Source organism: Clostridium oryzae (assembly GCF_002029235.1).
Lineage (GTDB): Bacteria > Bacillota > Clostridia > Clostridiales > Clostridiaceae > Clostridium_AE > Clostridium_AE oryzae.
Genome location: NZ_MZGV01000003.1, coordinates 1 through 22,670 on the forward strand (window position 1 = coordinate 1; position 22,670 = coordinate 22,670).

Sequence of the window (22,670 nt, forward strand, 5' to 3'; positions counted from 1 at the left end):
TTAGTGAATTATATAATTATTTTGTTTTAAGGAAAAAATATAAATATTTCATGAATTTATTATAGCTTAAAATTATGTTTTTTAGTATAATATTTTATTTGTGATATAATTAACTGGATAACGGTAATATTATTATAATATAGGTTTTCTAACTTAGCTGATAGTTTATATGTACAATTATTTGTTAAAGTGGAAACAATGAAAAGCATGCGCAAATTTAATTTGCTGAGTGTGCTTTTATAGATTAAGTTTAGAATATTTATTAAGCATATATTCTAGCTTTTGTTTGAAAGGAGTTTAGTATAGATGATAACAGTAAATCAATTTGAAGCAGGCAAGAAAATAGAGGGCTTCTACTTAATTAAATCAGTAGATTGCAAAACCACCAATAGTAATAATAAGAAATACTTGGATTTTACCTTAGGAGATAAAACTGGAGAAATAAACGCTAAGCTTTGGGAATGTAATGAAGATAATGAAAAGTTATTTCAAGCTAATATGATTGTTAAGGTTAGAGGTACTATTCTGTCATGGCAGAATTCTCTTCAGCTTAAAATTGAGAAAATAAGAAAGTCTGAAACAGAGGATAATTTAGATATTTCAGAGTTTGTCGCTGCTGCACCATTTTCAGCAGAAGATATGTATAATCAAGTAAATCAATATATAGGTATGATCAAAAATCAGGATATACAAGGTATAGTAAATGAAGTTTTGGATAATTATAAAGATAAAATAATGCATTTTCCTGCAGCTAAGAAGAATCATCATTCTATAAGATCTGGACTATTATATCATGTTACAACTATGTTGAAAGCAGGGGAAAAATTAGCCTCAATATATACTTCTTTGAATACTGACTTGTTATATGCAGGTGTAATATTGCATGATCTAGCTAAGATGGATGAAATGGATGCAAGTGAACTTGGAATAGTAAGCGATTATACAGTAGAGGGTACACTGCTTGGACATATAACGCAGGGTGTTAAAAATATTGAGGTGGCAGCTAAAAAAATAGGTGCTGATAAAGAAATAACTATGTTGCTTGAGCATATGATACTGTCACATCATTATGAACCCGAGTATGGAAGTCCTGTTAAACCAATGATACCAGAAGCAGAGATGCTTCATTATTTGGATATTATAGATGCTAGGATGTTCGATATGAACAAAGCTAAAAGAGATATACATCCAGGAGAATTTTCTGATAGAATCTGGTCTTTAGAAAGTAGAAGAGTTTATAAACCTATATATGATGAAGATTAAAAACCATAATTGAGTTATTAATTTCTAATTTATTAATAGTATGAAGAAAAATATGCATAGTTAGCGTTATATTAATTAGCTTAATGTGGAATGATACTTGCAACAGCAACTAATAATTCCTATACTGTATTTATGGTATTAAAAAGTAAAGGGAAAAGGAGAAAGTAGTAATGAGGTCACAGATAAGAGAAAAAGTGGAGTATGCACTTAAAAACTATGTAGATGTATTTATTTTTTTATTTTTAGTTTTTACTAAGTCCATGATCTTCATAAAAATACTAGCTGGTAATTATGTGAGTCCTTCTGTAAAATATTCTCTGTTAGCATCTTTATTTATAATGATAAGTATATCACTATTGTTTAAGACAAAAGGAAGAATTAAATTTCTTTATGCAATGGATTTTTTGGTGAGTTTTGTTATAGTTGCAGATCTTACTTATTACAGATTCTTTAAGGATCTGATATCTATTAATTGTATAAGAAATTTAGGAGAAGTAGGAGAAGTAGGAGACAGTGTTGGTAATCTATTAAGGTTTAGTGATTTCCTATTTTTAACAGATGTAGTTTTGTTAATACCTGTAATGATTTACTTTAGAAATCGAAAACCTGATTTAGCAGTACTAAAAAAGAGAATAATAGCATTTTCAACATTATTTGTTCTTGGAGTAGTTGTACAGTTCATCGGTGTAAGGGCTTTAGCACTAGAACAGCCAGGACTTTTATCAAGTTTAAGAAACAAAAGTTATATTGCTAGGTGTATAGGTAACATAGGCTATCATGGAGTTGATATATACAATGTAATAGCTACTGAAATAAGAAAGTCCCAAAAACTTCCTGAGGAGAAGAAGAAGAAAATAGAGAAAGTACTTTTATCCAATAAGAAACAAGGCAATAAATTTGCTAATATTGGTGAAGGGAAAAACTTAATAATACTCCAAATAGAATCACTACAGCAGTTTGTAATAAATAGAAAAGTGAATGGACAGGAGATTACACCTAATTTAAATAGATTCTTAAAGAAATGTATGTATTTTGATAATTTCTATTATCAGGTTGCAGCAGGAAATACTTCTGATGCCGAATTTATGACAAATAACTCTCTATACCCGGCAGCTACCGGTGCAGCATATAGTATATATGCTAAGAATGATTTAGATTCTCTTGGAGAAAAGCTCAAAGAAAAAAAATACTATACTTCAGTTTTTCATGGTAACAGGAGAATATTTTGGAATAGGAATATAATGTATAATACAGAGGGATTTTACCATTTTTACAGTAAAGAGGAGCTTAATGCAGATGAAATTGTAGGTATGGGAATTAGTGATAGAACTTTTCTGCCTCAGACATTGGACAAGTTGCAGACACTTCAGAAACCTTATTACAGTTTCGTCATTACTTTATCAAGTCATTTTCCGTATAGAGCAGCTGCTGCTAAGACTGATTTTGATGTAACAGGATATGAAGGTACTGATGTTGGAAATTATTTAAAAGCTATACATTATACTGATGAACAGCTGGGAACTTTCTTTAAGGGATTAGAGGACAAGGGAATATTAGATAATTCTATATTACTTATGTATGGAGATCATTCCGCTATACCGCAAAGTGATAAGAGTTTGTTATATAAGTTAGTTGGAGAAGAAAATCAGAATGATTATACTTGGTATAAAAAATATCAGAAAGTACCATTCATGATACATTTCCCTAAAAATAAGTACAAAGGAGTAAATCATTTATATAGTGGTGAAATGGACACTTATCCTACTATAGCAAATATGTTTGGTTTAAAGGCACCGTACACAATGGGAAAGGATATGTTGAATTCGAAACAAGGTAATGTAACCTTTAGAAATGGGTCATTTACTGATGGTAAGGTATTCTATGTATCTACGATAGATAAGTATTATGATATAAAAACAGATGAAGAAATTAAACCAACAAAAGCTGTGCTGGAAGAGAAGAATAGAAGACAGCAGCAATTAGAATATTCTGATGATATTTTAAATAAAGACCTGCTGAAAGAGTTTAACAGTGAGAATAACAGTCAAACTAAATAAAAGTAATAATTTTGAGTGAATGCTAACGTTGCATTCACTTTTTTTACTTTTTAGGAAAATGTGGCGCTAAATATATTTATAGCTGTACAAAATAAAACTAAGCCCGAAATAAACCACGCACATACATTTTGATACTATCAACAATGTTTATTTCTTCTAAAAATTAGAAAATAATAATAAATATATTGCATTAAAATTATTTTAGCATTAAAATTATTTTAATGACAAAATAATTTTAAGGTGTGATTTAAATGAATGATAAAAAAATTTCTGTAAAAAACTTAGGAAAATTTAGGAGTTTTATGATACTTATGGTAGCTAATACTATTTCGAGATTCGGAGATTCTATTGATGCTATAGCCTATTCTTGGATGGTTTATCAATTGACTGGGTCTAAGTTATTACTGGGTTCAATTATGGCCGTTAACGCAATACCTAACTTGATTTTTTCACCTATATCAGGAGTTATTTCTGATAAATTTAGTAAAAAGAAGTTAATACTTATAGGACTAATTGGCAGAGGAATAATGGTTTCAATTACGGCTGTAATGTTATATTTAGGTATTCTTAGACCTTGGCATCTTTTTATATTGACTTTTATAAACTCAACGTTTGAGACACTTACAACGCCGGCTATGGGTTCATTAGTTCCGCTTCTTGTATCAGAAGAATATTTCTTATCTGCAAATGCATATTCTAAATCTGTGTATTCCTTTGCAGAGCTTCTAGGCTCATTGGCAGCTGGAACAATCATTGCGTTAATAGGAGTATATGGCACTATACTTATAGACGGGGCAACATTTTTTGCGGCTGCAGCTATAATCTCATTTACTGTGGTTAAAGGAGAAGTATTAACAAAAAACACAGGAAAAATTGAAGAATATTTTAAGGATATAAAAGATGGTTTCAATTTTGTATTAAAAAGTGATATTATAAGAATAGTGGTAATTACATTTGCTATTGTTAACTTTTGTCTTTCACCTATAAATGTATTGCTGCCTGCTTATACAAAAGAAATATTAAGGTCTGGGGCTCAGATTTTAAGCTTAATGAGTGTAGCAGCATCCGCTGGGGTTATAGTGGGAGGCATGGTATTAGGAAGGGCAGGTAATAGATTTAAACTTAGTTCAATAATTTCAGTTGGATTTATGATATTTGCAATTGCCTACGCCATGCTTTTCTTACCAGGAAATTTATTTAAATCTAAGGTGATTTCAATAGCAATATCCATTTTTGTGTATTTTATTATAGGAATATTAGTAGTATGTATTGAAGCTCCAGTGAGCACACTTATAGTTAAAAGTACACCTAAGAATATGATGGGAAGAGTAAATTCAGTACTTAGTATGATAAGCTGTGGTTCATTGCCATTGGGCTCAGCTTTTGGAGGAGTTGTAAGCCAGTACATTGCAATGCAGATACTGTTTCTGTTAATGGCATTGTTGATGCTAATTACTTCTATGTATTTATATTTTCATAGGGGAAGTATTAATGAAGTAAAGGGAGAATAATTTTGGATGAAATAAGAATCTTAAATACTGAGGAAGAAATTAAAGCTGCATCAGATCCATATAAATATAGGATAATATCATGTTTTGATAAATTTGGAGAGCCAGCAACAGTAAAGCAGGTAGCTGATAAACTAGAAGAGGTACCAGCTAAAGTTTATTATCATGTAAAAAAATTGGAGAAATTAGGTATACTGAAGTTAGTTTATACGAAGGACATAAATGGCATTATAGCCAAGTATTACGAACTTACAGCAAAAAGTTTTACTATTTCACATGATAGAAAAAATGGCCCTTTAAATAAAGAAAATTTTTCTCAGAATGAAATGATAATATCGAATATGTATAAGATAAGTTACAATGAAACAGTTAAAATGTTTAAAAATAAAACTAATAAAAATACACTTAATAATGACATGGGCACTGTTACTTTGTCCAATATATATTTAACGAAGGATGAGGCTAAAAAATTAAAAGACTATATTAATGATTTTTTAGATAAAAACGACGAAAATAGAAATGGTGAAAAAGAGGAATATCAATTTTTTATTTCATTTATAAAAAAGTAAAAGGAGAATATTATGACAACTGTAATAGAGAAATTTCTAAAGTATGTAAAGTTTGACACTCAATCAGATGAGGAGGCAAGTCTAACTACTTTTCCAAGTACTAAAAAGCAGTTAGTATTAGCAAAGGCTCTCAAGGAAGAAATTGAAGCAATGGGACTTAAAAATGTATCACTAGATGATAATGGTTACCTTATGGCTGAACTACCTTCAAATATTGATAAGAAGGTTCCTGTTGTAGGTTTCATAGCACACATGGATACTTCTCCAGATATGTCTGGGAAGGAAGTAAAACCTCAAATAGTTAAAAATTATAATGGACAGGATATAGTTTTAAATAAGGAGAAGAACATAGTTCTTAAAACAGAAGATTTCCCAGAAATTAAGCAATATATAGGAGAAGATATCATAACTTCTGATGGAACTACTCTTTTAGGTGCTGATGATAAAGCTGGCGTAGCAGAAATAATGACTGCAATGGAATACCTTATACAACATCCAGAAATAAAACATGGTACTATAAAAATAGGATTTACTCCAGATGAAGAAGTTGGAAGAGGAGCAGACTTTTTTGATGTTGAGAAATTCGGTGCTGATGCTGCGTATACGATGGACGGCGGCAGAGTAGGAGAATTTGAGTATGAAAATTTTAATGCGGCAGGAGCGAAAGTGACAATACATGGAAGAAATGTACATCCTGGTTATGCATTAGGAAAGATGAAAAATTCAATTGCTATTGCTAATGATTTTATTGGAAGAATGCCAGTGAATGAGGTTCCAGAAAGGACATCAGGATATGAAGGATTTTATCATCTTAATAATATGCAAGGTGATGTAGAACAGACTGTACTGCATTATATAATAAGGGATTTTGACAGGGAAAGATTTGAGAAAAGAAAAGAGTTCATGAAGTATATTGAGAATGAACTTAATCAGATGTATGGTGAAGGTACTGTAGTAGTTGAAGTAAAGGATCAGTATTACAATATGAAGGAAAAAATAGACAAAGCAAAATATGTAGTTGATTTAGGATATGAAGCCATAAAGAGTGTTGGACTTGAGCCAGTTGTAAGACCTATAAGAGGAGGTACAGATGGAGCAAGACTATCATTTCTAGGTCTTCCAACACCTAACATATTCACAGGTGGAGAGAACTTCCATGGAAGATATGAGTATATACCTATAAAACCTATGGAGAAGGCTGTAGAAGTTATTGTTAAAATAGCTCAGCTTTATGTAAATAAATAGTTTTAAAGTGCTGTGTCATTTTTATGCACAGCACTTTTCTTATTCTCTAGATTCTTTTGAAATAAAAAATAAAGCAATGGTGCCTGGGCCAGAGTGAGAACCTACTACAGGACCTATAGTATTAATAATTATTTTTTTTATACATGGAACTTCAGCTTTTATTGAATCAGCTAGCAGCTTAACTTCATTATAACAGTCACCGTGACTTATAAAAACTACCTGATCCTTTGAATCATCAATATCTGTTTTTATCTTTTGTAAAAGTGTTTTTATGGATTTTTTTCTTCCCTTGACTTTGCTTACAGGAATAAGCCTGCCAAGACTGTCCACATATAATACAGGTTTGATGTCAAGCAGCGAACCAATTACTGCACTTGTAGCTGAAATTCTACCTCCTCTTTTTAAATGATGGAGGTCATCTACGGTAAACCAATGTGAAAAATACAATTTTTTTGTCTCTAACCAATTTACTAAATCAACTTTAGACATACCGTTTTTTATATGTTCATTTGCATAATATACTAAAAGTCCCTGTCCCATGGATGCGCATTTTGAATCTATGACAGTAATATCAGCTTCAGGATATTCTGACATAATATCTTCTCTAGCTAATAATGCATTGTTATAGGTACCGCTTAATGCGGATGAGAAAGCAATATAGACGATGGAATAACCTTCAATAATATATTTTTTAAATGTTTCTGTAAACCTATACACGTTTATCTGTGAAGTTGAGGGCAGCTCACCTTCACGTACGGCTTTATAAAAATCATTGTAGCTAATACTTTTTCCAAAGTCATCCTCAAAATCCTTACCTTTAAAATGATAAGTAAAAGGCATTACCAATATATTATTTTTTGAGGCATATTCTATTGGTAAGTCTGAACAGGAATCTGTAACTAATAAAATTTTCATGAATAGACTCTCCTCTAAAAATATTGAACACTATTTATAAACTTATAAAGAACATGATATTATTATAGGTATAATTATAGCATAATATCAAAATTGATATAAATAAATAGGTAATTAAAAATGAGGGATTAACAAAATGAATAAAGAAGATATTAAAGAGGAACAATTATATGAACCAATAAAAAGTTATTTTGAATCGATGGGATATGAAGTTAATGCAGAGGTAAATGATTGTGATGTTACGGCATTAAAAGACGGCAATCTCATAGTTATTGAACTAAAGAAAAATTTAAGTGTTTATTTATTGGCACAAGCTGTTAAAAGGCAGAAGGCTGCTGATTTAGTGTATGTGGCCGTGCCTAAACCTAAAAAATTGAAAATGGATTTTAAATGGAAAGATATATTTGGGTTATTAAGAAGATTAGAATTAGGACTGATATTTATAAATATTAGCAGAAGGAAATTTTCAGTTGAAGTGGTTTTGCAGCCTGACTTTTTTGATAGAAACAAGAGCATACAGCGTAATAAAAAAGTTAGAAAGAAAATACTTAGTGAGATACAAGGTAGACATGTTGATTTAAACAAAGGCGGAAGTAAAGGTAAAAAATTATTAACAGCATATAGAGAAGATGCCTTGTATATAGCTTATTGTATAAGCAAAAATGGTCCAAGCTCTCCTAAGAATTTAAGAGCACTTGGAACAAATGAAAAAAAAACTACAAGTATTTTATATCAAAACCATTATGGATGGTTTTTAAAGGAAGATAGAGGTATTTATAATCTTACAGATGAAGGTAAAAAAGCAATGGAGGAATATAGTGAAGTTATAAGGTATTTTGAAGAAAAAGAGTAAAGAGAAAACCATATATCATAAAAGGGTTCTCCCTACTCAATAATTTTATATGAATTATTTAATAAGTGTGGTATTTTAAATTTATTTATATATAAATTTATTCAGTTCTGGATCATAGATATAACCTATGGTATCTAATTTGTTTATTAAAATATCGATATCTATATTAGCATCGTCACAATAGGAGTCTAAAGATGAGTAATAGTCTCTAAGTTTCATATTAACCATGCTAAGAAGTATAGCTGCATCCATTTGCAATAATTGTTCATTGTCCATTGGTACGAAATAAACCACCTTTCATATGTTAAGTATTAGTCATTAGAAAAATTTAAACTTGTTTTAATCCTATCAAAGCCTAATTTAGTATTACTAAATATTTCGTGGGCACTTTGAAAGTAATCTTCAGGTTTTGTAAGTGAAGGACTAAAGTGAGTAAGCCACAGTTCTCTTACATTGGCTTTTGCAGCGATATTAGCAGCTTCACTGAAGAGCATATGTTTATTTTTGACTGCTTTTGGCAGCTCATCATTATCTCCATACATTCCTTCAGCTATTAGTAAATCACTTTCTTTGACGAAGTCAATAATTGTATCTATAGGTCTTGTATCAGTAAAGTAACTTACTTTTATACCCTTACGCTGTTCACTAAGAACTAAATTAGGAGTATAGGTATTACCATCAAATTCTATAGACTGGCCTTTTTGAAGTATGCTCCAGAATTTTACAGGTATGTTTAACGATTTGGCTTTGTCTGCATTAAATTTAGGAAACCTTTTAATTTCAACCGAATAGCCTATACAGGAAATTAGATGATCTAATTCTAATGACCTTATGGTTAAATCTGAAGTATCTATTACTGGACTGCCGTCAAGAGAACCTTCAATATAATTAATTTTAAAAGGAAGGTTTCTGCAGACAACCATCAATCCATTAAGAATAGATGAAAATCCTGGAGGACCTATTATGGTCAAAGGCGTTTCTCTTCCTGAGTTTGCTATTGTCAATAAGATACCAGGAAGTCCAATAACATGATCAGCATGAGCATGGGTAAAACAAATTATATCTATAGTTTTAAAACCCCAACCTAGGATTTTCATTGAAACTTGGGTACCTTCTCCGCAATCAATTAAAATTTTTTTACCATTATAATTTAAAAGTAATGATGTTAGATTCCTTTCCGGAACAGGAAGGCTTCCACCACAACCTAAAAGACATATATCAAGCATAAATTAGAACCTTTCGTATAATTTATAATATAAATAAATTGCGAACCAAGAAAGTGGATTAAAAGGAGATAATATTTAGTAGTTAGTGCATGCTTTAAATAGGTAAGAGAAAAGAGTAAAGAGTAGAGAGAAAAGTGAAGGAAGAAATTCTGTTGTACAGAATTTCTGAGAATTTAAATCTGATTATCAGCGATAACTTTTTAAAAACTAAGATAATACCTAATATTCCAAAAGTATTATTAAAATAATTAGAACTATCTATACAATCAAAATTCAGCATAGCTGAATTTTAACCTTCACTTTTCTCTTATCTCTTTTCTCTTTACTCTTAACTCCCATACCTATTTAATGCACTTTCTCTTAACTATTCCGTCCTGTGCATTTAGTTCGTCTTATATTTATATTATAACCTAAGTGTTATGACTATAGAAATATAAGTACGATAAATACTAAAAAAAATTGATTTTAATAATTCTTTATGCTAATATAGTTATGTCACATATGCGGATGTACCTCAATTGGATAGAGGACTCGGCTACGAACCGAGGCGCTGCAGGTTCGATTCCTGTCATCCGCATTTCAAATGCTATTTATTAGCTTTTTTTTATATCTGAAATTTTTCACTTCGATCTTAGAATTCTTATATTACTAGCAGATTTTTAAAAAGAGAAATTTGTTTCTTAATTTAAAGAGGAATGATAAAATGAAAAAGAGTAGAAAAAGAATATGTATTGGATTGATTGTATTAATTATGGCATTTATAGGTGCTGGATTTTTGTGTGACAAATTTGTACAAGCATTATCATTAAGAACAGAATTAGATAAAGCCTTGAAGGAAAAGAATTACAAAAGAGCTAATGTTATATACAAATCTATGGATAAAGATGTGTTTTTTCATAACAGTTTGAAGATTAAAAATACAGAAACTTATATAGTTAAAAAGAATTTAGATACTCTGAAAAAGGATTTTTATGATGGAAAGGTATTATATACTGATGCAGCTGAAAGTATATCATATTTGGACAAATTTGATTTTACTGATAAAAAGTACATAAGTGGTATCAGGAGTTATATAGATAATTTAAACAATGATAGGAAGACGATTTTATTATCAAAAGAATTGTATAAAAAAGGTGAGTATCTAAATGCACTTGATAATTTATTAGAGTTTAAGAATTCGAATAAACAATTAGAAAACAAGAAAAAGACCTTAGAAGGTAAGATAAAAAATAGCTTTACTAATTATACAGATAAGAAAATAGACGAGTATTTGACTAAAATGGATACTAAAAGTGCACTGAGTATATTAGAGCTGAATTCTAAATATCTTAATAAAAAGTATGTAACAAGCAAGAAAGATGAAATATCAGAATTTAATGGTACTGTTATACAAGAAAAAAACAGAATAAATAATCAAAATATAAGCAGCATTACTAATTATTTGATTATAGTTGATTTAGAACACCAGCTTACTGAAATATTTTATAAAAAAGACAATGGATGGCAACTAAAAAAATTATTTCAGTCTTCCACAGGAATTAGAGGTTATGATACTCCTAAAGGAACTTTTAGTATAAAAGATAAAGGAACTTGGTTTTTTAGTGAGAAGTATAAAGAAGGAGCCAAATATTGGGTTAGATTTAATAACTCATACCTATTTCACTCACTTCCTATGGACAAAAAACAAAATATAACAGACTATACTTTAGGCCAAGCTGCTTCACATGGTTGTGTAAGATTAAGAGTATCTGAAGCCAAGTGGATATTTGACAATATACCAACATATACCAAAGTAATAGTTAAATAAAGAATGGTTAGAGACATCTGTCGGCTGTAAAATGCCACCGCCGGTATAAAAAGAACCTCTAGCGGAGGGCACCACTAGGGGTCAAGTTTGGGGCTTTAATAAATATTTTTATATATATCTAATATATCCTTATAGGATAGAGGGACGTAACTATTAGACAACAGATTATGCTGTCTATCAACAATACTCTTGGAAAAAGCCTCAATATCTGAATAAGTCATGCCATAACCGCTGCCAGGCTTTTTTTCAATAATCTCCATAAGAGCATCTTGAAATTCATCATAAAGATTACTATCGTTTTTTATATTAAAAATGTCACTTACTATATTATTAAAATACTTAATTTTTCCATAGGGGTTTTCCCTAGTATATTTTTTAAACACTTCTATAAAGAAGGTGTAGTTTGCGTAACCATTAGGTATGTTATATTTGCCACTTAACATATAGGAAAGGGCATCTATAGTGCTATTACCGGTTATAGCAGAGGCTATGCCAGTGTAATTACTGGCTGTCTGGTATTCCTCTAAAAGGTTTGGATAATAATCAATACCTTTTTCAATAAGTTTTATATACCCAGTCAATATTGTTTCTATAGCATTCTGGCTGTATAAATCTGTATAAGAGTTAGAAGCTGGTGATATGAATATTTCGGCAGCATGAATTAATGAATCCATAGAGCTCGAAATAAAAGCATCAAAGGGCAAATCTTTCAACAATTCGGGTATCAACACTGCGTAATCTCCATATAACGAATCAAAACAAGTTTGACACTTTGTATGTGATTTAGCGATCTGAATTGAAGCACAACAAGTAACTTCATTACCGATTCCGCAGGTTGTCGGAATTAGTACAAGTGTTTTATCCTTTGAAAAATCTCTATCACTATCCAAAATATCTTTGCTATGTGTTATATTACTTAGTGCAGCAATTTTGCCTATGTTAATTACAGTATCTTCACCTACAGCAAATATTCTTTTGTAATGTTTTTTATTAATATCTTTAAGAATTTTATCAACTACTAAATCTGTAATTTTATGTTGTTCATAGTCACTTGGAAAGATCGAATCAGAAGGAAGCTTTAAGTTGTCTATATAGTTAATAAAAACAGATTTATTTGATATCAATAGATCATCTTTTGATAATTGGAAGTATTGAACGAAATCATCAAAGGAAACGAATCTATAAATTCTTGTTTTTAATTCAAATAACCTCATACTCATGCCCCCGCTTTATAAGTGGTAACTTAATATATTAATATAGGATTATAACAATTTTATAGTGTTTATGCTTCTGCAAATGCGGTTTCCAATATGTCAAGACCATATTCTAATTGATCATCAGTCATGACTAAAGGAGGTAAGAATCTTATTACATTTCCATAAATTCCAGCATTAAGAAGAATTACGCCTTTTCGATAACAATAATCTATTATTCTGCTAACTTTTTCTTTATCTGGCTCCTTGGTAGATTTATCTTTAACGAGTTCAATGGCAACCATAGCGCCAAGTCCTCTAACATCACCAACAAAATCGTATCTATCTTTTAATGAATTAAGCTTATTTAATATCTTTGAGCCTATATGCTCTGCTTTAGAGTTTAAATCTTGATCATGAATTTTATCTAAGACCTTCAGGGCTGCTGCACAAGCTACAGGATTACCGCCATAGGTACCTCCTAATGACCCGGGTATAGGTGTATCCATAATCTCAGCTTTTCCAATAACTCCGCTTAGCGGAAGGCCAGCTGCTATCGATTTTGAAACAGTGACTAAGTCTGGTTCTATATCGAAATGCTCGTGCGCAAATAATTTACCTGTTCTTGAAAAACCTGTTTGAATTTCATCTACAACGAAAACAATACCATTTTCATTACATATAGATTGAAGAACCTGCAAGTATTCTTTAGGAGGAACAATAAAACCGCCTTCACCTTGGACAGGCTCAGCTATCAAGACAGCAATCATGTCAGGTGAAAGATTAGATTTAAGCATAGTTCTAAAACTTTCTGCACAAGCTAGTCCACAGCTCGGATATTTACAACCTAAAGGACATCTATAGCAATAGGCATTAGGGATTTTATAGGTGTCTGAATTAAAAGGAGCAAAACCGTCCTTATAAGGTTTTACTTTACTTGTTAGAGTCATTGTCATGTAAGTTCTACCATGAAAAGAGGATTCTAATGAAAGGACGCCAGATTTCCCTGTATATTTTCTTGCAATTTTAACCGCATTTTCAACGGCCTCTGCACCACTATTAGCAAACATTACTTTTTTGGGAGAGTCTCCAGGGATTAGATTAGATAATCGTTCAGCTAATATTACATAGGGTTCATACATACATACGTTAAATGAAGTATGTATGTATTTTTCAGCCTGTTTTTTTATAGCTTTTACTACATCATTATCACAATGACCTGAATTTATAACTCCTATACCTGCAGCAAAATCTACAAATACATTACCATCAATGTCCTTGATTAGTGCATCTTTTGCTTCCTCTGCGAATATCTCTGTGGAGTAACTTACTCCTCGAGCTACGTATCTATTTCTTTTTTGCAAAAGGACTTGTGATTTTGGTCCAGGTAAAGAATCTGTAATAATTTTTGCATTATTTTCTTTAATCATTCTATCCCTCCATTGCTATAAATTTTAGTTGTATCGTGAAATTATACATAAAAGTACATTTATGTATAACTTAAGTATTTCCGTTGGATTAATTAAATTATATGATTTTAATAAGAAAACAACATTGTAAAAAAAAGAAAATTGATATTTTTGTAATATTGAAAAAAATGTGCATTATAATTAACACTTATGCATTGGAAATGTTTATTTTATATTAAAATATCAAAAAATATGAACTGAAAGTATTTGAAAGGTCTAATCAGTGATGCTGAAATTTAGTCTGTATTTATAGAGTTATATATACAAATAAGAGATTTTAATTGGTATATTCTTATGTATTATAAAAAACACGGTTATATAAATTTAACCGCGATTTTTTCTCCTAGCTTAATTTTAGTTTCTAGGCTTAAAGAACTTTGTTTTAGTATATCATCATCAATTTTTATAATATCTTTTTTTAGGAAAATCATTACTGTGGATCCTCCAAATTTAAAGAAACCTTTTTCACTGCCCTTTTTTACATGTATATTTGGAGTGTATGTTTGTATTATGCTTCCAACACAAGTTGCACCAATTTCTACATATAAGATATCAGAAAAATTGTCTGAATGGAAAATACTCCACTCACGTTTATTTTGACAGAATACATTTTCCTTATTTTCAAGTGAAATAGGATTAACTGAATAATAAGTTCCTTTTATCTTATGATTAGCAGAACAAGTACCAGTATCTACAAAATGAAATCTATGGTAGTCAGTTGGGCACAGCCTAAATACAAGGCAAGTACCATTGATATATAAATCAGCCAAGTTATTATCAGGTATCAAATCTTTAAATTTATAGGTAATACCTTTAATTTGTATTAAATTATCTATATCTATATTTGTGTACGCAGTAAGCCTGCCTTCGCAAGGTGCTATGAAGTGGTGAATATCTGTATCTATAGGTCTGGATGCTTCATTTACTTCTCTAATAAAAAAATCATTAAATGTTTTAAAGTTACAAGCCTTATTTTTATATATAGACATATCTATATCAAAATCATTTATAAACTTTTTTATTTTTTTTGAACTTATTCTTGAATCACAATATAGTCCGTACAGTGAAGAAAAAAGCTTTTTTTTAACAAATGCTTCTAGGAAGTTCATCCCTACTGGTGAAGAGTATAACCATTTAAGATATATTCCTCCGGCAACTTTCTCAAACTCATAAGTACCTTTAGATCTGTCAAAGTATTTTTTCATAGTATATTTCTCCTCGTATAATCTGTATATGATGCACTAAAATTATTATATCAAAAGTATTTGTTTATACTATAAAATATGAGCAAGAAATAAATATACAGAAAATTTAATTAATTTATACTGGTTATAATAAAAAATATTGTTTTATCATGAAAAATGGTATATTATTAATTAGATATAATTTATAAATTTTTATGGAGTGATACTGATGAACAAAACAAAAAGAGCCATCTTTGACGCAGCCATAAAAGAGTTTTCAAATAACGGATATTCAGGAGCAACAATGGATAATATAGCTATACAGGCTGGAGTGGCAAAAGGTACATTATATTATCATTTTAAGAGCAAAGAGGAAATATTTAATTATACTATTACTCAAGGCATGGAGGTTGTATCTGAAGCTGTCAAAGAAGCTATTAAGGATGAAGAAGATATAACAGAGCGCCTTAGGATAGTATGTAAAGTACAACTAGGAGTAGTATATCAAAATAGAGAGTTTTTTAATGTAGTTATGAGTCAACTTTGGGGTAAGGAAATGAGACACTCAATGCTTAGAGAAGTGCTGAAAAAATATATAAAGAGAATAGAAGGCTATTTACAAGAAGCTATGGACAAAGGTGCTGTAAAGAAAGGTGAAAGTTCTATCATGTCCTACTCATTTTTTGGTTCAGTTTGTGCTGCAGCAATTTATGAAACAATAAATAGTTCTAAAAAGCTAAATGAAATAATAGATACACTGATGGGATATATGCTGAATGGGATAAAGGCATAGAAATTCAGAAGGTACATCATAATAATGTATATTACAATTTTGCTACATAAGTAATCAATTTTACTTAAAATTACGCAGTGAGGTTCAGCAGCTTATGAGTTAGTAAGCAGAATTGTCTATCTATATATCTTGAATGTGTGAAACATATATTTTATAATGTCTGTAGTATAAAAATACATTAAAATATTAAATAGGGGGCAAAGGATGAAAAAAGTAAAGATGGATATTCCACTGGTTGAGATGGATGGGGACGAAATGACCAGAATAATGTGGAAGATGATTAAAGAGCTGCTTTTGGAACCATATGTAGAGCTTAACACAGAATACTATGATTTAGGACTACAAAACAGAGATAAAACTGACGATAAAGTTACAGTAGAAGCAGCTGAGGCCATAAAAAAATATGGTGTAGGTGTAAAATGTGCTACAATAACACCAAATGCAGCTAGAGTTAAAGAATATAACTTGAAAAACATGTGGAAGAGTCCTAATGGAACTATAAGATCTATATTAGATGGTACAGTGTTTAGAACTCCAATAATAGTGAAAGGAATAGAACCACTTGTAAGCAATTGGAAGAAACCTATAACTGTGGCTAGGCATGCATATGGAGACGTATATAGAGATGTTGAATATAAGGTTGAGGAACCTGGTAAAGTTGAATTGGTATTTACATCAGTAGACGGTAAAGAAACAAGAAAACTTGTACATGAATTTAAAAATCCTGGTGTAGTACTTGGTATGCATAATATTGATAAGTCCATTGAGAGCTTTGCGCATTCATGTTTTTCTTATGCTCTTGATTTAAGACAGGATCTTTGGTTTGCGACTAAGGATACTATATCAAAAATATATGATCATAGATTCAAAGATATTTTTCAGGAAATTTATGATAAAGAATATAAAGATAAATTTGAAGCAGCCGGTATAGAGTATTTTTATACACTTATTGATGATGCTATAGCAAGAGTTGTCAAATCAGGCGGCGGAATTATATGGGCATGCAAAAACTATGATGGTGATGTTATGTCTGATATGGTAGCAACTGCGTTTGGAAGTTTGGCAATGATGACATCTGTGCTAGTGTCACCAGAAGGGTATTATGAATATGAAGCTGCTCATGGAACTGTTCAGAGGCATTACTACAAGCATTTAAAAGGGGAAGAAACATCAACTAATTCTATGGCTACTATATTTGCATGGTCTGGGGCTCTTAAAAAGAGAGGCGAACTGGATGGAAATAAGGATTTAATAGAATTTGCTGAAAAACTTGAAAAAGCATCTATAGAGACTATCGAACAAGGAACTATGACTAAGGATCTTGCATTAATTTCAAAGAATGAAAATATTAATTCGGTTAATACAAGAACATTCCTAGAAGCTATAAAGGCTAAGTTAGATCAAATGATATAGAACATTTTAAGGTATTGATAAAGTAAAAAATCGGCATTGGCCGATTTTTTTAGTCTCTAAGAATTTATGCTTTTGCCAATTGTGGATAATTTTTAATTAAGATTAAGATACACCACTAAATAGGAGAAAAGGTGGTTGCTAAATAAAAAAACGGTACAGCGTGTTTACGAAGAAGTTAAAAAGAGACAGTAATATATTTTGAAGTTAGTGAATTAAGATAGAAAGGTAATAGAATTAATAAAATAAAAGTATTTTGTAAATATTAAGAGTTAGGGCATTAAAAATGGTTACATCCGACGGAGGCATTTGGAGTGAGTTTAGCAATTATCCGTGTCTTTTACGCAAATTTCCGTTAAGATGGCGAATTGTTTGAGGTGTAGCCGAGTTATGAGCCATTAGGAAATTTGCCTAAAAGATGCGGTAAAATTGCTTAACGAGCGGAACTATCCGACATAGGGTGCAACCATTTTTTATAATTTCCCTGAACGAAAAATTGAGATTAATAACCATATAGTTAATACTCCGCCTAAGCAGTAACCAAGCATGGCTAATAGTGGTATACCTAGTATCGAACTTTTAGTTTCATATTGCAATAAAAAAGAAGAACCGATAATTATGGAAGTAATAATAAGAGAAACGGCCAGCCTATTTACCATCTTATTTAATGGAGCAATGACATCATTTAAGTTCTTATGATCAAGTTGTAGTTTAATCCTTCCCTTCGCAAGAGAATCTAGAACCTCTAATAGTTTTGAAGGTATATGTGATGAATTTTTTGCTAGGCCTAATAGACTAAAGAAAGTATTCTCAAAAGATAAATTTTTAAAGCTATCTTTCTTTAAGTTTTCAAGGACAAATGGTTTGGCTACAGAAATAATATTTATATCAGGAGATATTTCTGATATTACGCCTTCAAATATAACGGCTGATTTAGCAAGAAGAACTAATTCCCTAGGAATTTTGATATTATTTCTTTTCGATACATCTATTATGTCTTGAAAGACTAATGAGACTCTGATGTTTTTAAATGATGTAGATAAATAACTGGCAAAAAGATAGTCTACATCTTCATATAGCTGATTTCTGTCAACATAACCAGTTTTTACTCCAATAGACATAAGTACAGATATTAATTTGTTTTTATCTTCATATACTGTTGCCTTAATCATTTCATTTAAGGCGAGCTTCATAGAGTCAGAAAGAGAACCCATTATTCCAAAGTCTATAAAACATATTTTATTATCTTTTATGAGTATATTTCCTGGGTGGGGATCGGCATGAAAGAAACCGTCAATAAAAACTTGTTTTAAAAATGAATTTGTTAATGCTTCGCCTAACTTATTTAAGTCTATGTTCGATTTTTCTAAAGAATTTTTGTCTGTAATTTTGCAGCCCGTTATAAATTCCATTGTTATTATTTTATCGGAACACAATGAACCAACAACATAAGGAACGTACACGTCTGCTTCAGAAAAATTTAATTTGTGAAATTTTAGAATGTTGTTTTTTTCATTTTCAAAATTTAATTCTAATTCTGTAGATGAAAGTATTTCATCCAGTGCATCTTTCGGGTCTATAAGAAAATCAGAGAATTTAGCTCTTGTTAATTTAATTATTTTATATAATATAGAGATATCCATCTTCATCTTTTCGTAAATATAGGGACGTTGAATTTTAACTATAACCTTTCTGCAATCCTTTAAAACAGCCTTATGGACTTGAGCTATGGAGGCTGATGCAAATGGTTTCTCATCAAATTCTAGAAAAAGCTTTGTTATTGGTGCATTGAAATTTTTTGTAAAAGTATCATTAATGCTATTAAAAGCTTCAGGAGCGACATTGTCCTGAAGCAGAGCAAGTTCTTTTATATATTCATTTGGTAATATGTCTGGTCTTGTACTTAGAATTTGACCTATTTTAATAAACGTTGGTCCAAGTTCCTCAAAAGCCTTTCTTAAATTTTGGGCGGAAGAACTTTTGAAGTTTGATTTTTTGTTTATTAGAACACCAAATCCATATTTACCCATTACTTTTACTATTTCTCGGAATCTTTGGGAAGAGTTTTTATAATGCATAATTACTCACCTCTACTATATATTATTGTCCGTCAGATTCTCTTAACTCTTCCATAGAAGAGTTTTGTTTTTTATTTTTCATAAATGTTTTTGCGATTTGCGAAAATAGTGTATGTGAAATTATGCATTCATCACTTAAGGTTAAAGATTCTAAATCCTTTTTCGTTTTTTGAATAGAGTTTCAAGAGTGTCAGCAAAATGTCTATTTATGGGTTTCATATCGACTATAGTCTTATTTATAAGCTCACTAAAATTATTTATATACAGTATCTTTAATATTAATTTTAGCATAAACAGAAATAAAAATCCGTATTCATAAGAAATTAAAAACTAAGGATCGCAAAATTTCTTACAGTAAAATAATTAAATATAAGGAATGTATTGACATAAACTTCAAAAAGTTGTATAAATAAACTGACCAGTCAGTACAAATTCACATATGGGGGTGAAAGGTAGCAAGTTTAATTATTTTATTAAGTTGAAGGAGGTAGTAAAATGAATGCGTTAAAAATTGCGGCAAGAGATTTGTCACGTGTGTTCAAAAATAAATATGTAATGGTTTCAGTAATTGCGATAACCATAGTACCTCTATTATATAGCTTGTTATACCTAGCAGCATTTTGGGATCCATATAGTAGACTTTCAACTGTACCAATAGCTGTAGTAAATGAGGATAAGGGTACAGAAAATGATGGACAGGTAAACTATGGGGAAAAGATGGTGAAGGAACTAAAAAAGAATGATGATCTAGGCTGGAAATTTGTAACTTATGAAAAAGCAAAAGAAGGAGTTTACAACAAGAGCGTTAATGAGAAGAATAGCTATTATGGAATGTTCGTAATACCAAAGAATTTCTCGGAAAAAGTTGTAAGCGCGAAAAACGGAAAACCTCAGCACCCCACAATCACATTTGTAGAAAACCAGAAGAAGAATTTCATTCAAACACAAATAGATGGTAAACTTATGGTAGAACTTCAAAAAAAGGTAGCAAAAACAATAACGAAAGAGTATACAAAAGTAGCTTTTGATAGTCTTTACGACGTTAAGGATGGCATGAAAGCAGCTGCTAATGGGAGTAAGAAACTAAAGAATGGAATAAATAGTGCCCAAGACGGCGATGACAAGTTAAATTCAGGACTCATAAATGCTGATGATGGCGCTAAAAATTTAGGGAATGGAATAGATAAACTTAACAATGGAAGCAGAACAGCCGCATCAGGAGCATGGCAATTGAACTCAGGAATAAAGCAATTCATGGATTTAGCTCTCACTCCTGCAAGTAAGGGAATCTCCAGTTTAAATGGTGGATTAAATAATCAGTTATTACCTGCGATGAAGAAGATAAAAGATGGTTCTGCAAGTTTAGCAGATGGACTATATAAAGCTGGAGGCGGTGCAGACAAACTATTAAAAGGATCAGATAGTCTGTCTGAGGCTGTTATGAAAGAAAATGGCCTTTCCGATGGAGCTTTAACGCTTACGAAAAGTGGAAATAAATTAACGAAAGCGGCTACAAAGCTTTCTCAAGGGGCTAAAAAGATTGCTATTGGGATACCTGCTTTGTCAGGTGGTGCATCTGAAGTTTCAGATGGTGTTAATGAGTATATAACTAGTGTTCAGCAATCTCAAAAGACACTGAGCGATGCGGTTAATAGTTACTTTATGCCATACTTACAGAGTCATAAATTAGTTTTTGCTGATGATAATATACAGAAATTTATTCAAGTTTTGAAGACCGTGAATGAAAATGCTTCCAGCAAGGAAACGATACAAAAAGTTAATGAATTAAGGGATGGAGCAGCGAGTGAAGCTAAATATATTAAGACCCTTGAAACTGGTACAAAAGATTTTACAGCTGGTGTTGAGCAATATGCTAAAGGGGCTAGTGAGTATGCAGCAGGAGCCACGAAATTTGCTAATGGAGCAGGACAGTATGCATCGGGAGCCAGCAATTATGCCAGTGGAGCAGTGAAATTAGCAGCAGGACTTAAACCAGCTATAAAAGGAGCTGTTGCTTTAAAAGATGGTTCCAATAAATTATACATTGGTATGAATGGGGACTTTAAAAACGGATTATTAAAACTGGATAATAGTATGCCTAAGGTTAAGAGTAGTGCAAACAAGATATATAGTGCTTCAGGCAAATTGGCGAAAGGAATAGATACTATTTCTAGTGGAACGGATAAACTCAACAGTGGGTCAAAGTTATTAATAACCGGGCTTGATAAATTGAAAGATGGATCCTCTGACTTAAGTAATGGTTTAAATGATCTATCTGATGGTTCTAGCAAATTAAATAATAAATTAGAAAAAGGGTATAATAAAATTGATGGTAAACTAATTAATAGTAGCAGTGTTATGAGTAAATTTATATCAGATCCGCTTCATATGAAAAAAGTAGCATTGAATCCTATACCGAACTATGGAAAGGGATTTGCACCATACTTTATAGCGTTATCACTATGGGTCGGAGCTATAATGATGTTCTTTGTAATAAAAGATGATGTGGATGATGACTTAAAAGGAAGTGCTGTTTCTATAGTATTTGGAAAATATATAACATTTACGTTATTAGGAATTCTTCAAGCATTAGTAGTAAGTACTGTAGTGTTATCATTAGGGTTACATCCATATAGTTTAGGAATGTATTACCTAACTAATATTTATATGGCAATGGTGTTTGTGGCTATTGTGCAGACTTTAATATTCTTATTAGGTGACGGTGGAAGAATAATAGCATTGGCACTTCTTATACTTCAATTAACATCATGTGCAGGAACCTTTGCGTTAGAAGTAGTACCAAAATTTTTTAAGGTATTGAATCCGCTTATGCCTTTTACTTATACAGTAGCAGCCTCAAGAGAGGTAATAGCTGGTATAAATTGGCCTACATTATTTCAAAATTACTTAGTACTTGCCGTATTTATGGTAGTTTTCCTTGTTTTTCAAGTAATGTTTAAGATACCAGCAGAAAGGTTAATTAAGAAGGTTGAAAGAGAAAGAGCTGCGTAATATAAATATATTACGAACTAAATGCTCTAGACGGAATAGTTAAGAGAAAGTGCATTAAATAGGTATGAGAGTTAAGAGTAAAGAGAAA

17 protein-coding genes and 1 tRNA gene are annotated in these 22,670 nt (G+C 31.0%); 11 read left to right on the plus strand and 7 right to left on the minus strand.

Translation table 11 applies throughout. The features are described from left to right. Positions 1-306 precede the first annotated feature (306 nt). The 5 genes from CLORY_RS02180 to pepT all read left to right on the plus strand — a co-directional run bounded on the left by CLORY_RS02180 (position 307) and on the right by pepT (position 6,642). Positions 307-1,263, plus strand: a complete 957-nt coding sequence (locus CLORY_RS02180) for a 3'-5' exoribonuclease YhaM family protein (RefSeq protein WP_079421888.1) — start codon at positions 307-309, stop codon at positions 1,261-1,263. A gap of 170 nt (positions 1,264-1,433) precedes the next feature. Then, complete coding sequence (locus CLORY_RS02185; RefSeq protein ID WP_079421889.1) at positions 1,434-3,320, plus strand: LTA synthase family protein; 1,887 nt, start codon at positions 1,434-1,436, stop codon at positions 3,318-3,320. 251 nt (positions 3,321-3,571) lie between these two features. Further along, positions 3,572-4,831 carry an MFS transporter gene (locus CLORY_RS02190; protein WP_079421890.1) on the plus strand — a complete coding sequence of 420 codons (1,260 nt, stop codon included), beginning with the start codon at positions 3,572-3,574 and terminating at the stop codon, positions 4,829-4,831. Between the two features lie 2 nt (positions 4,832-4,833). Next, complete coding sequence (locus CLORY_RS02195; RefSeq protein WP_079421891.1) at positions 4,834-5,397, plus strand: winged helix-turn-helix domain-containing protein; 564 nt, start codon at positions 4,834-4,836, stop codon at positions 5,395-5,397. A 12-nt stretch (positions 5,398-5,409) separates the two neighbouring features. Then, positions 5,410-6,642: a peptidase T gene (gene pepT, locus CLORY_RS02200; RefSeq protein WP_079421892.1), complete on the plus strand. Its 1,233-nt coding sequence runs from the start codon at positions 5,410-5,412 to the stop codon at positions 6,640-6,642. A gap of 39 nt (positions 6,643-6,681) precedes the next feature. On the opposite strand, the gene CLORY_RS02205 is transcribed toward pepT, so the two are convergent. Continuing rightward, a complete protein-coding gene (locus CLORY_RS02205; protein WP_079421893.1) occupies positions 6,682-7,557 on the minus strand; it encodes a DegV family protein in 876 nt (291 codons plus the stop codon). A 136-nt stretch (positions 7,558-7,693) separates the two neighbouring features. On the opposite strand from CLORY_RS02205, the gene CLORY_RS02210 reads away from it, so the two are divergent. Continuing rightward, positions 7,694-8,410, plus strand: coding sequence for a DUF2161 family putative PD-(D/E)XK-type phosphodiesterase (locus tag CLORY_RS02210; protein ID WP_079421894.1), 717 nt, complete (start codon positions 7,694-7,696; stop codon positions 8,408-8,410). A gap of 81 nt (positions 8,411-8,491) precedes the next feature. On the opposite strand, the gene CLORY_RS02215 is transcribed toward CLORY_RS02210, so the two are convergent. Together CLORY_RS02215 and CLORY_RS02220 are read right to left on the minus strand one after the other, a co-directional pair. Next, on the minus strand, positions 8,492-8,686 hold the full coding sequence (locus tag CLORY_RS02215) for a DUF4250 domain-containing protein (RefSeq protein WP_079421895.1): 195 nt from the start codon (positions 8,684-8,686) through the stop codon (positions 8,492-8,494). A 35-nt stretch (positions 8,687-8,721) separates the two neighbouring features. Further along, on the minus strand, positions 8,722-9,636 hold the full coding sequence (locus CLORY_RS02220; protein ID WP_079421896.1) for a ribonuclease Z: 915 nt from the start codon (positions 9,634-9,636) through the stop codon (positions 8,722-8,724). Positions 9,637-10,139: 503 nt separating this feature from the next. Between CLORY_RS02220 and CLORY_RS02225 the strand changes: the two genes are divergently transcribed. Both CLORY_RS02225 and CLORY_RS02230 read left to right on the plus strand, forming a co-directional pair. After that, positions 10,140-10,213, plus strand: a tRNA-Arg gene (locus CLORY_RS02225). 126 nt (positions 10,214-10,339) lie between these two features. Then, positions 10,340-11,443: a L,D-transpeptidase gene (locus tag CLORY_RS02230; RefSeq protein WP_079421897.1), complete on the plus strand. Its 1,104-nt coding sequence runs from the start codon at positions 10,340-10,342 to the stop codon at positions 11,441-11,443. A 95-nt stretch (positions 11,444-11,538) separates the two neighbouring features. Here the strand turns inward: CLORY_RS02230 and CLORY_RS02235 are convergent, their stop codons facing one another. From CLORY_RS02235 to CLORY_RS02245, 3 genes are all read right to left on the minus strand, one after another. Beyond that, positions 11,539-12,657 (minus strand): iron-containing alcohol dehydrogenase, encoded by a 1,119-nt coding sequence (locus CLORY_RS02235; protein ID WP_169911498.1) that lies wholly within the window; start codon positions 12,655-12,657, stop codon positions 11,539-11,541. A 68-nt stretch (positions 12,658-12,725) separates the two neighbouring features. Next, positions 12,726-14,066 carry a 4-aminobutyrate--2-oxoglutarate transaminase gene (gabT, locus tag CLORY_RS02240; RefSeq protein WP_079421899.1) on the minus strand — a complete coding sequence of 447 codons (1,341 nt, stop codon included), beginning with the start codon at positions 14,064-14,066 and terminating at the stop codon, positions 12,726-12,728. A gap of 353 nt (positions 14,067-14,419) precedes the next feature. Next, positions 14,420-15,310 (minus strand): phosphatidylserine decarboxylase, encoded by an 891-nt coding sequence (locus CLORY_RS02245; RefSeq protein ID WP_079421900.1) that lies wholly within the window; start codon positions 15,308-15,310, stop codon positions 14,420-14,422. Between the two features lie 208 nt (positions 15,311-15,518). On the opposite strand from CLORY_RS02245, the gene CLORY_RS02250 reads away from it, so the two are divergent. Together CLORY_RS02250 and CLORY_RS02255 are read left to right on the plus strand one after the other, a co-directional pair. After that, complete coding sequence (locus CLORY_RS02250; protein WP_079421901.1) at positions 15,519-16,082, plus strand: TetR/AcrR family transcriptional regulator; 564 nt, start codon at positions 15,519-15,521, stop codon at positions 16,080-16,082. 204 nt (positions 16,083-16,286) lie between these two features. Further along, positions 16,287-17,495, plus strand: a complete 1,209-nt coding sequence (locus CLORY_RS02255; protein WP_079421902.1) for an NADP-dependent isocitrate dehydrogenase — start codon at positions 16,287-16,289, stop codon at positions 17,493-17,495. A gap of 470 nt (positions 17,496-17,965) precedes the next feature. Here the strand turns inward: CLORY_RS02255 and CLORY_RS02260 are convergent, their stop codons facing one another. Next, positions 17,966-19,570, minus strand: coding sequence for an ABC1 kinase family protein (locus tag CLORY_RS02260; RefSeq protein WP_079421903.1), 1,605 nt, complete (start codon positions 19,568-19,570; stop codon positions 17,966-17,968). A 495-nt stretch (positions 19,571-20,065) separates the two neighbouring features. On the opposite strand from CLORY_RS02260, the gene CLORY_RS02265 reads away from it, so the two are divergent. After that, positions 20,066-22,582 (plus strand): YhgE/Pip domain-containing protein, encoded by a 2,517-nt coding sequence (locus tag CLORY_RS02265; protein ID WP_079421904.1) that lies wholly within the window; start codon positions 20,066-20,068, stop codon positions 22,580-22,582. Positions 22,583-22,670 lie beyond the last annotated feature (88 nt).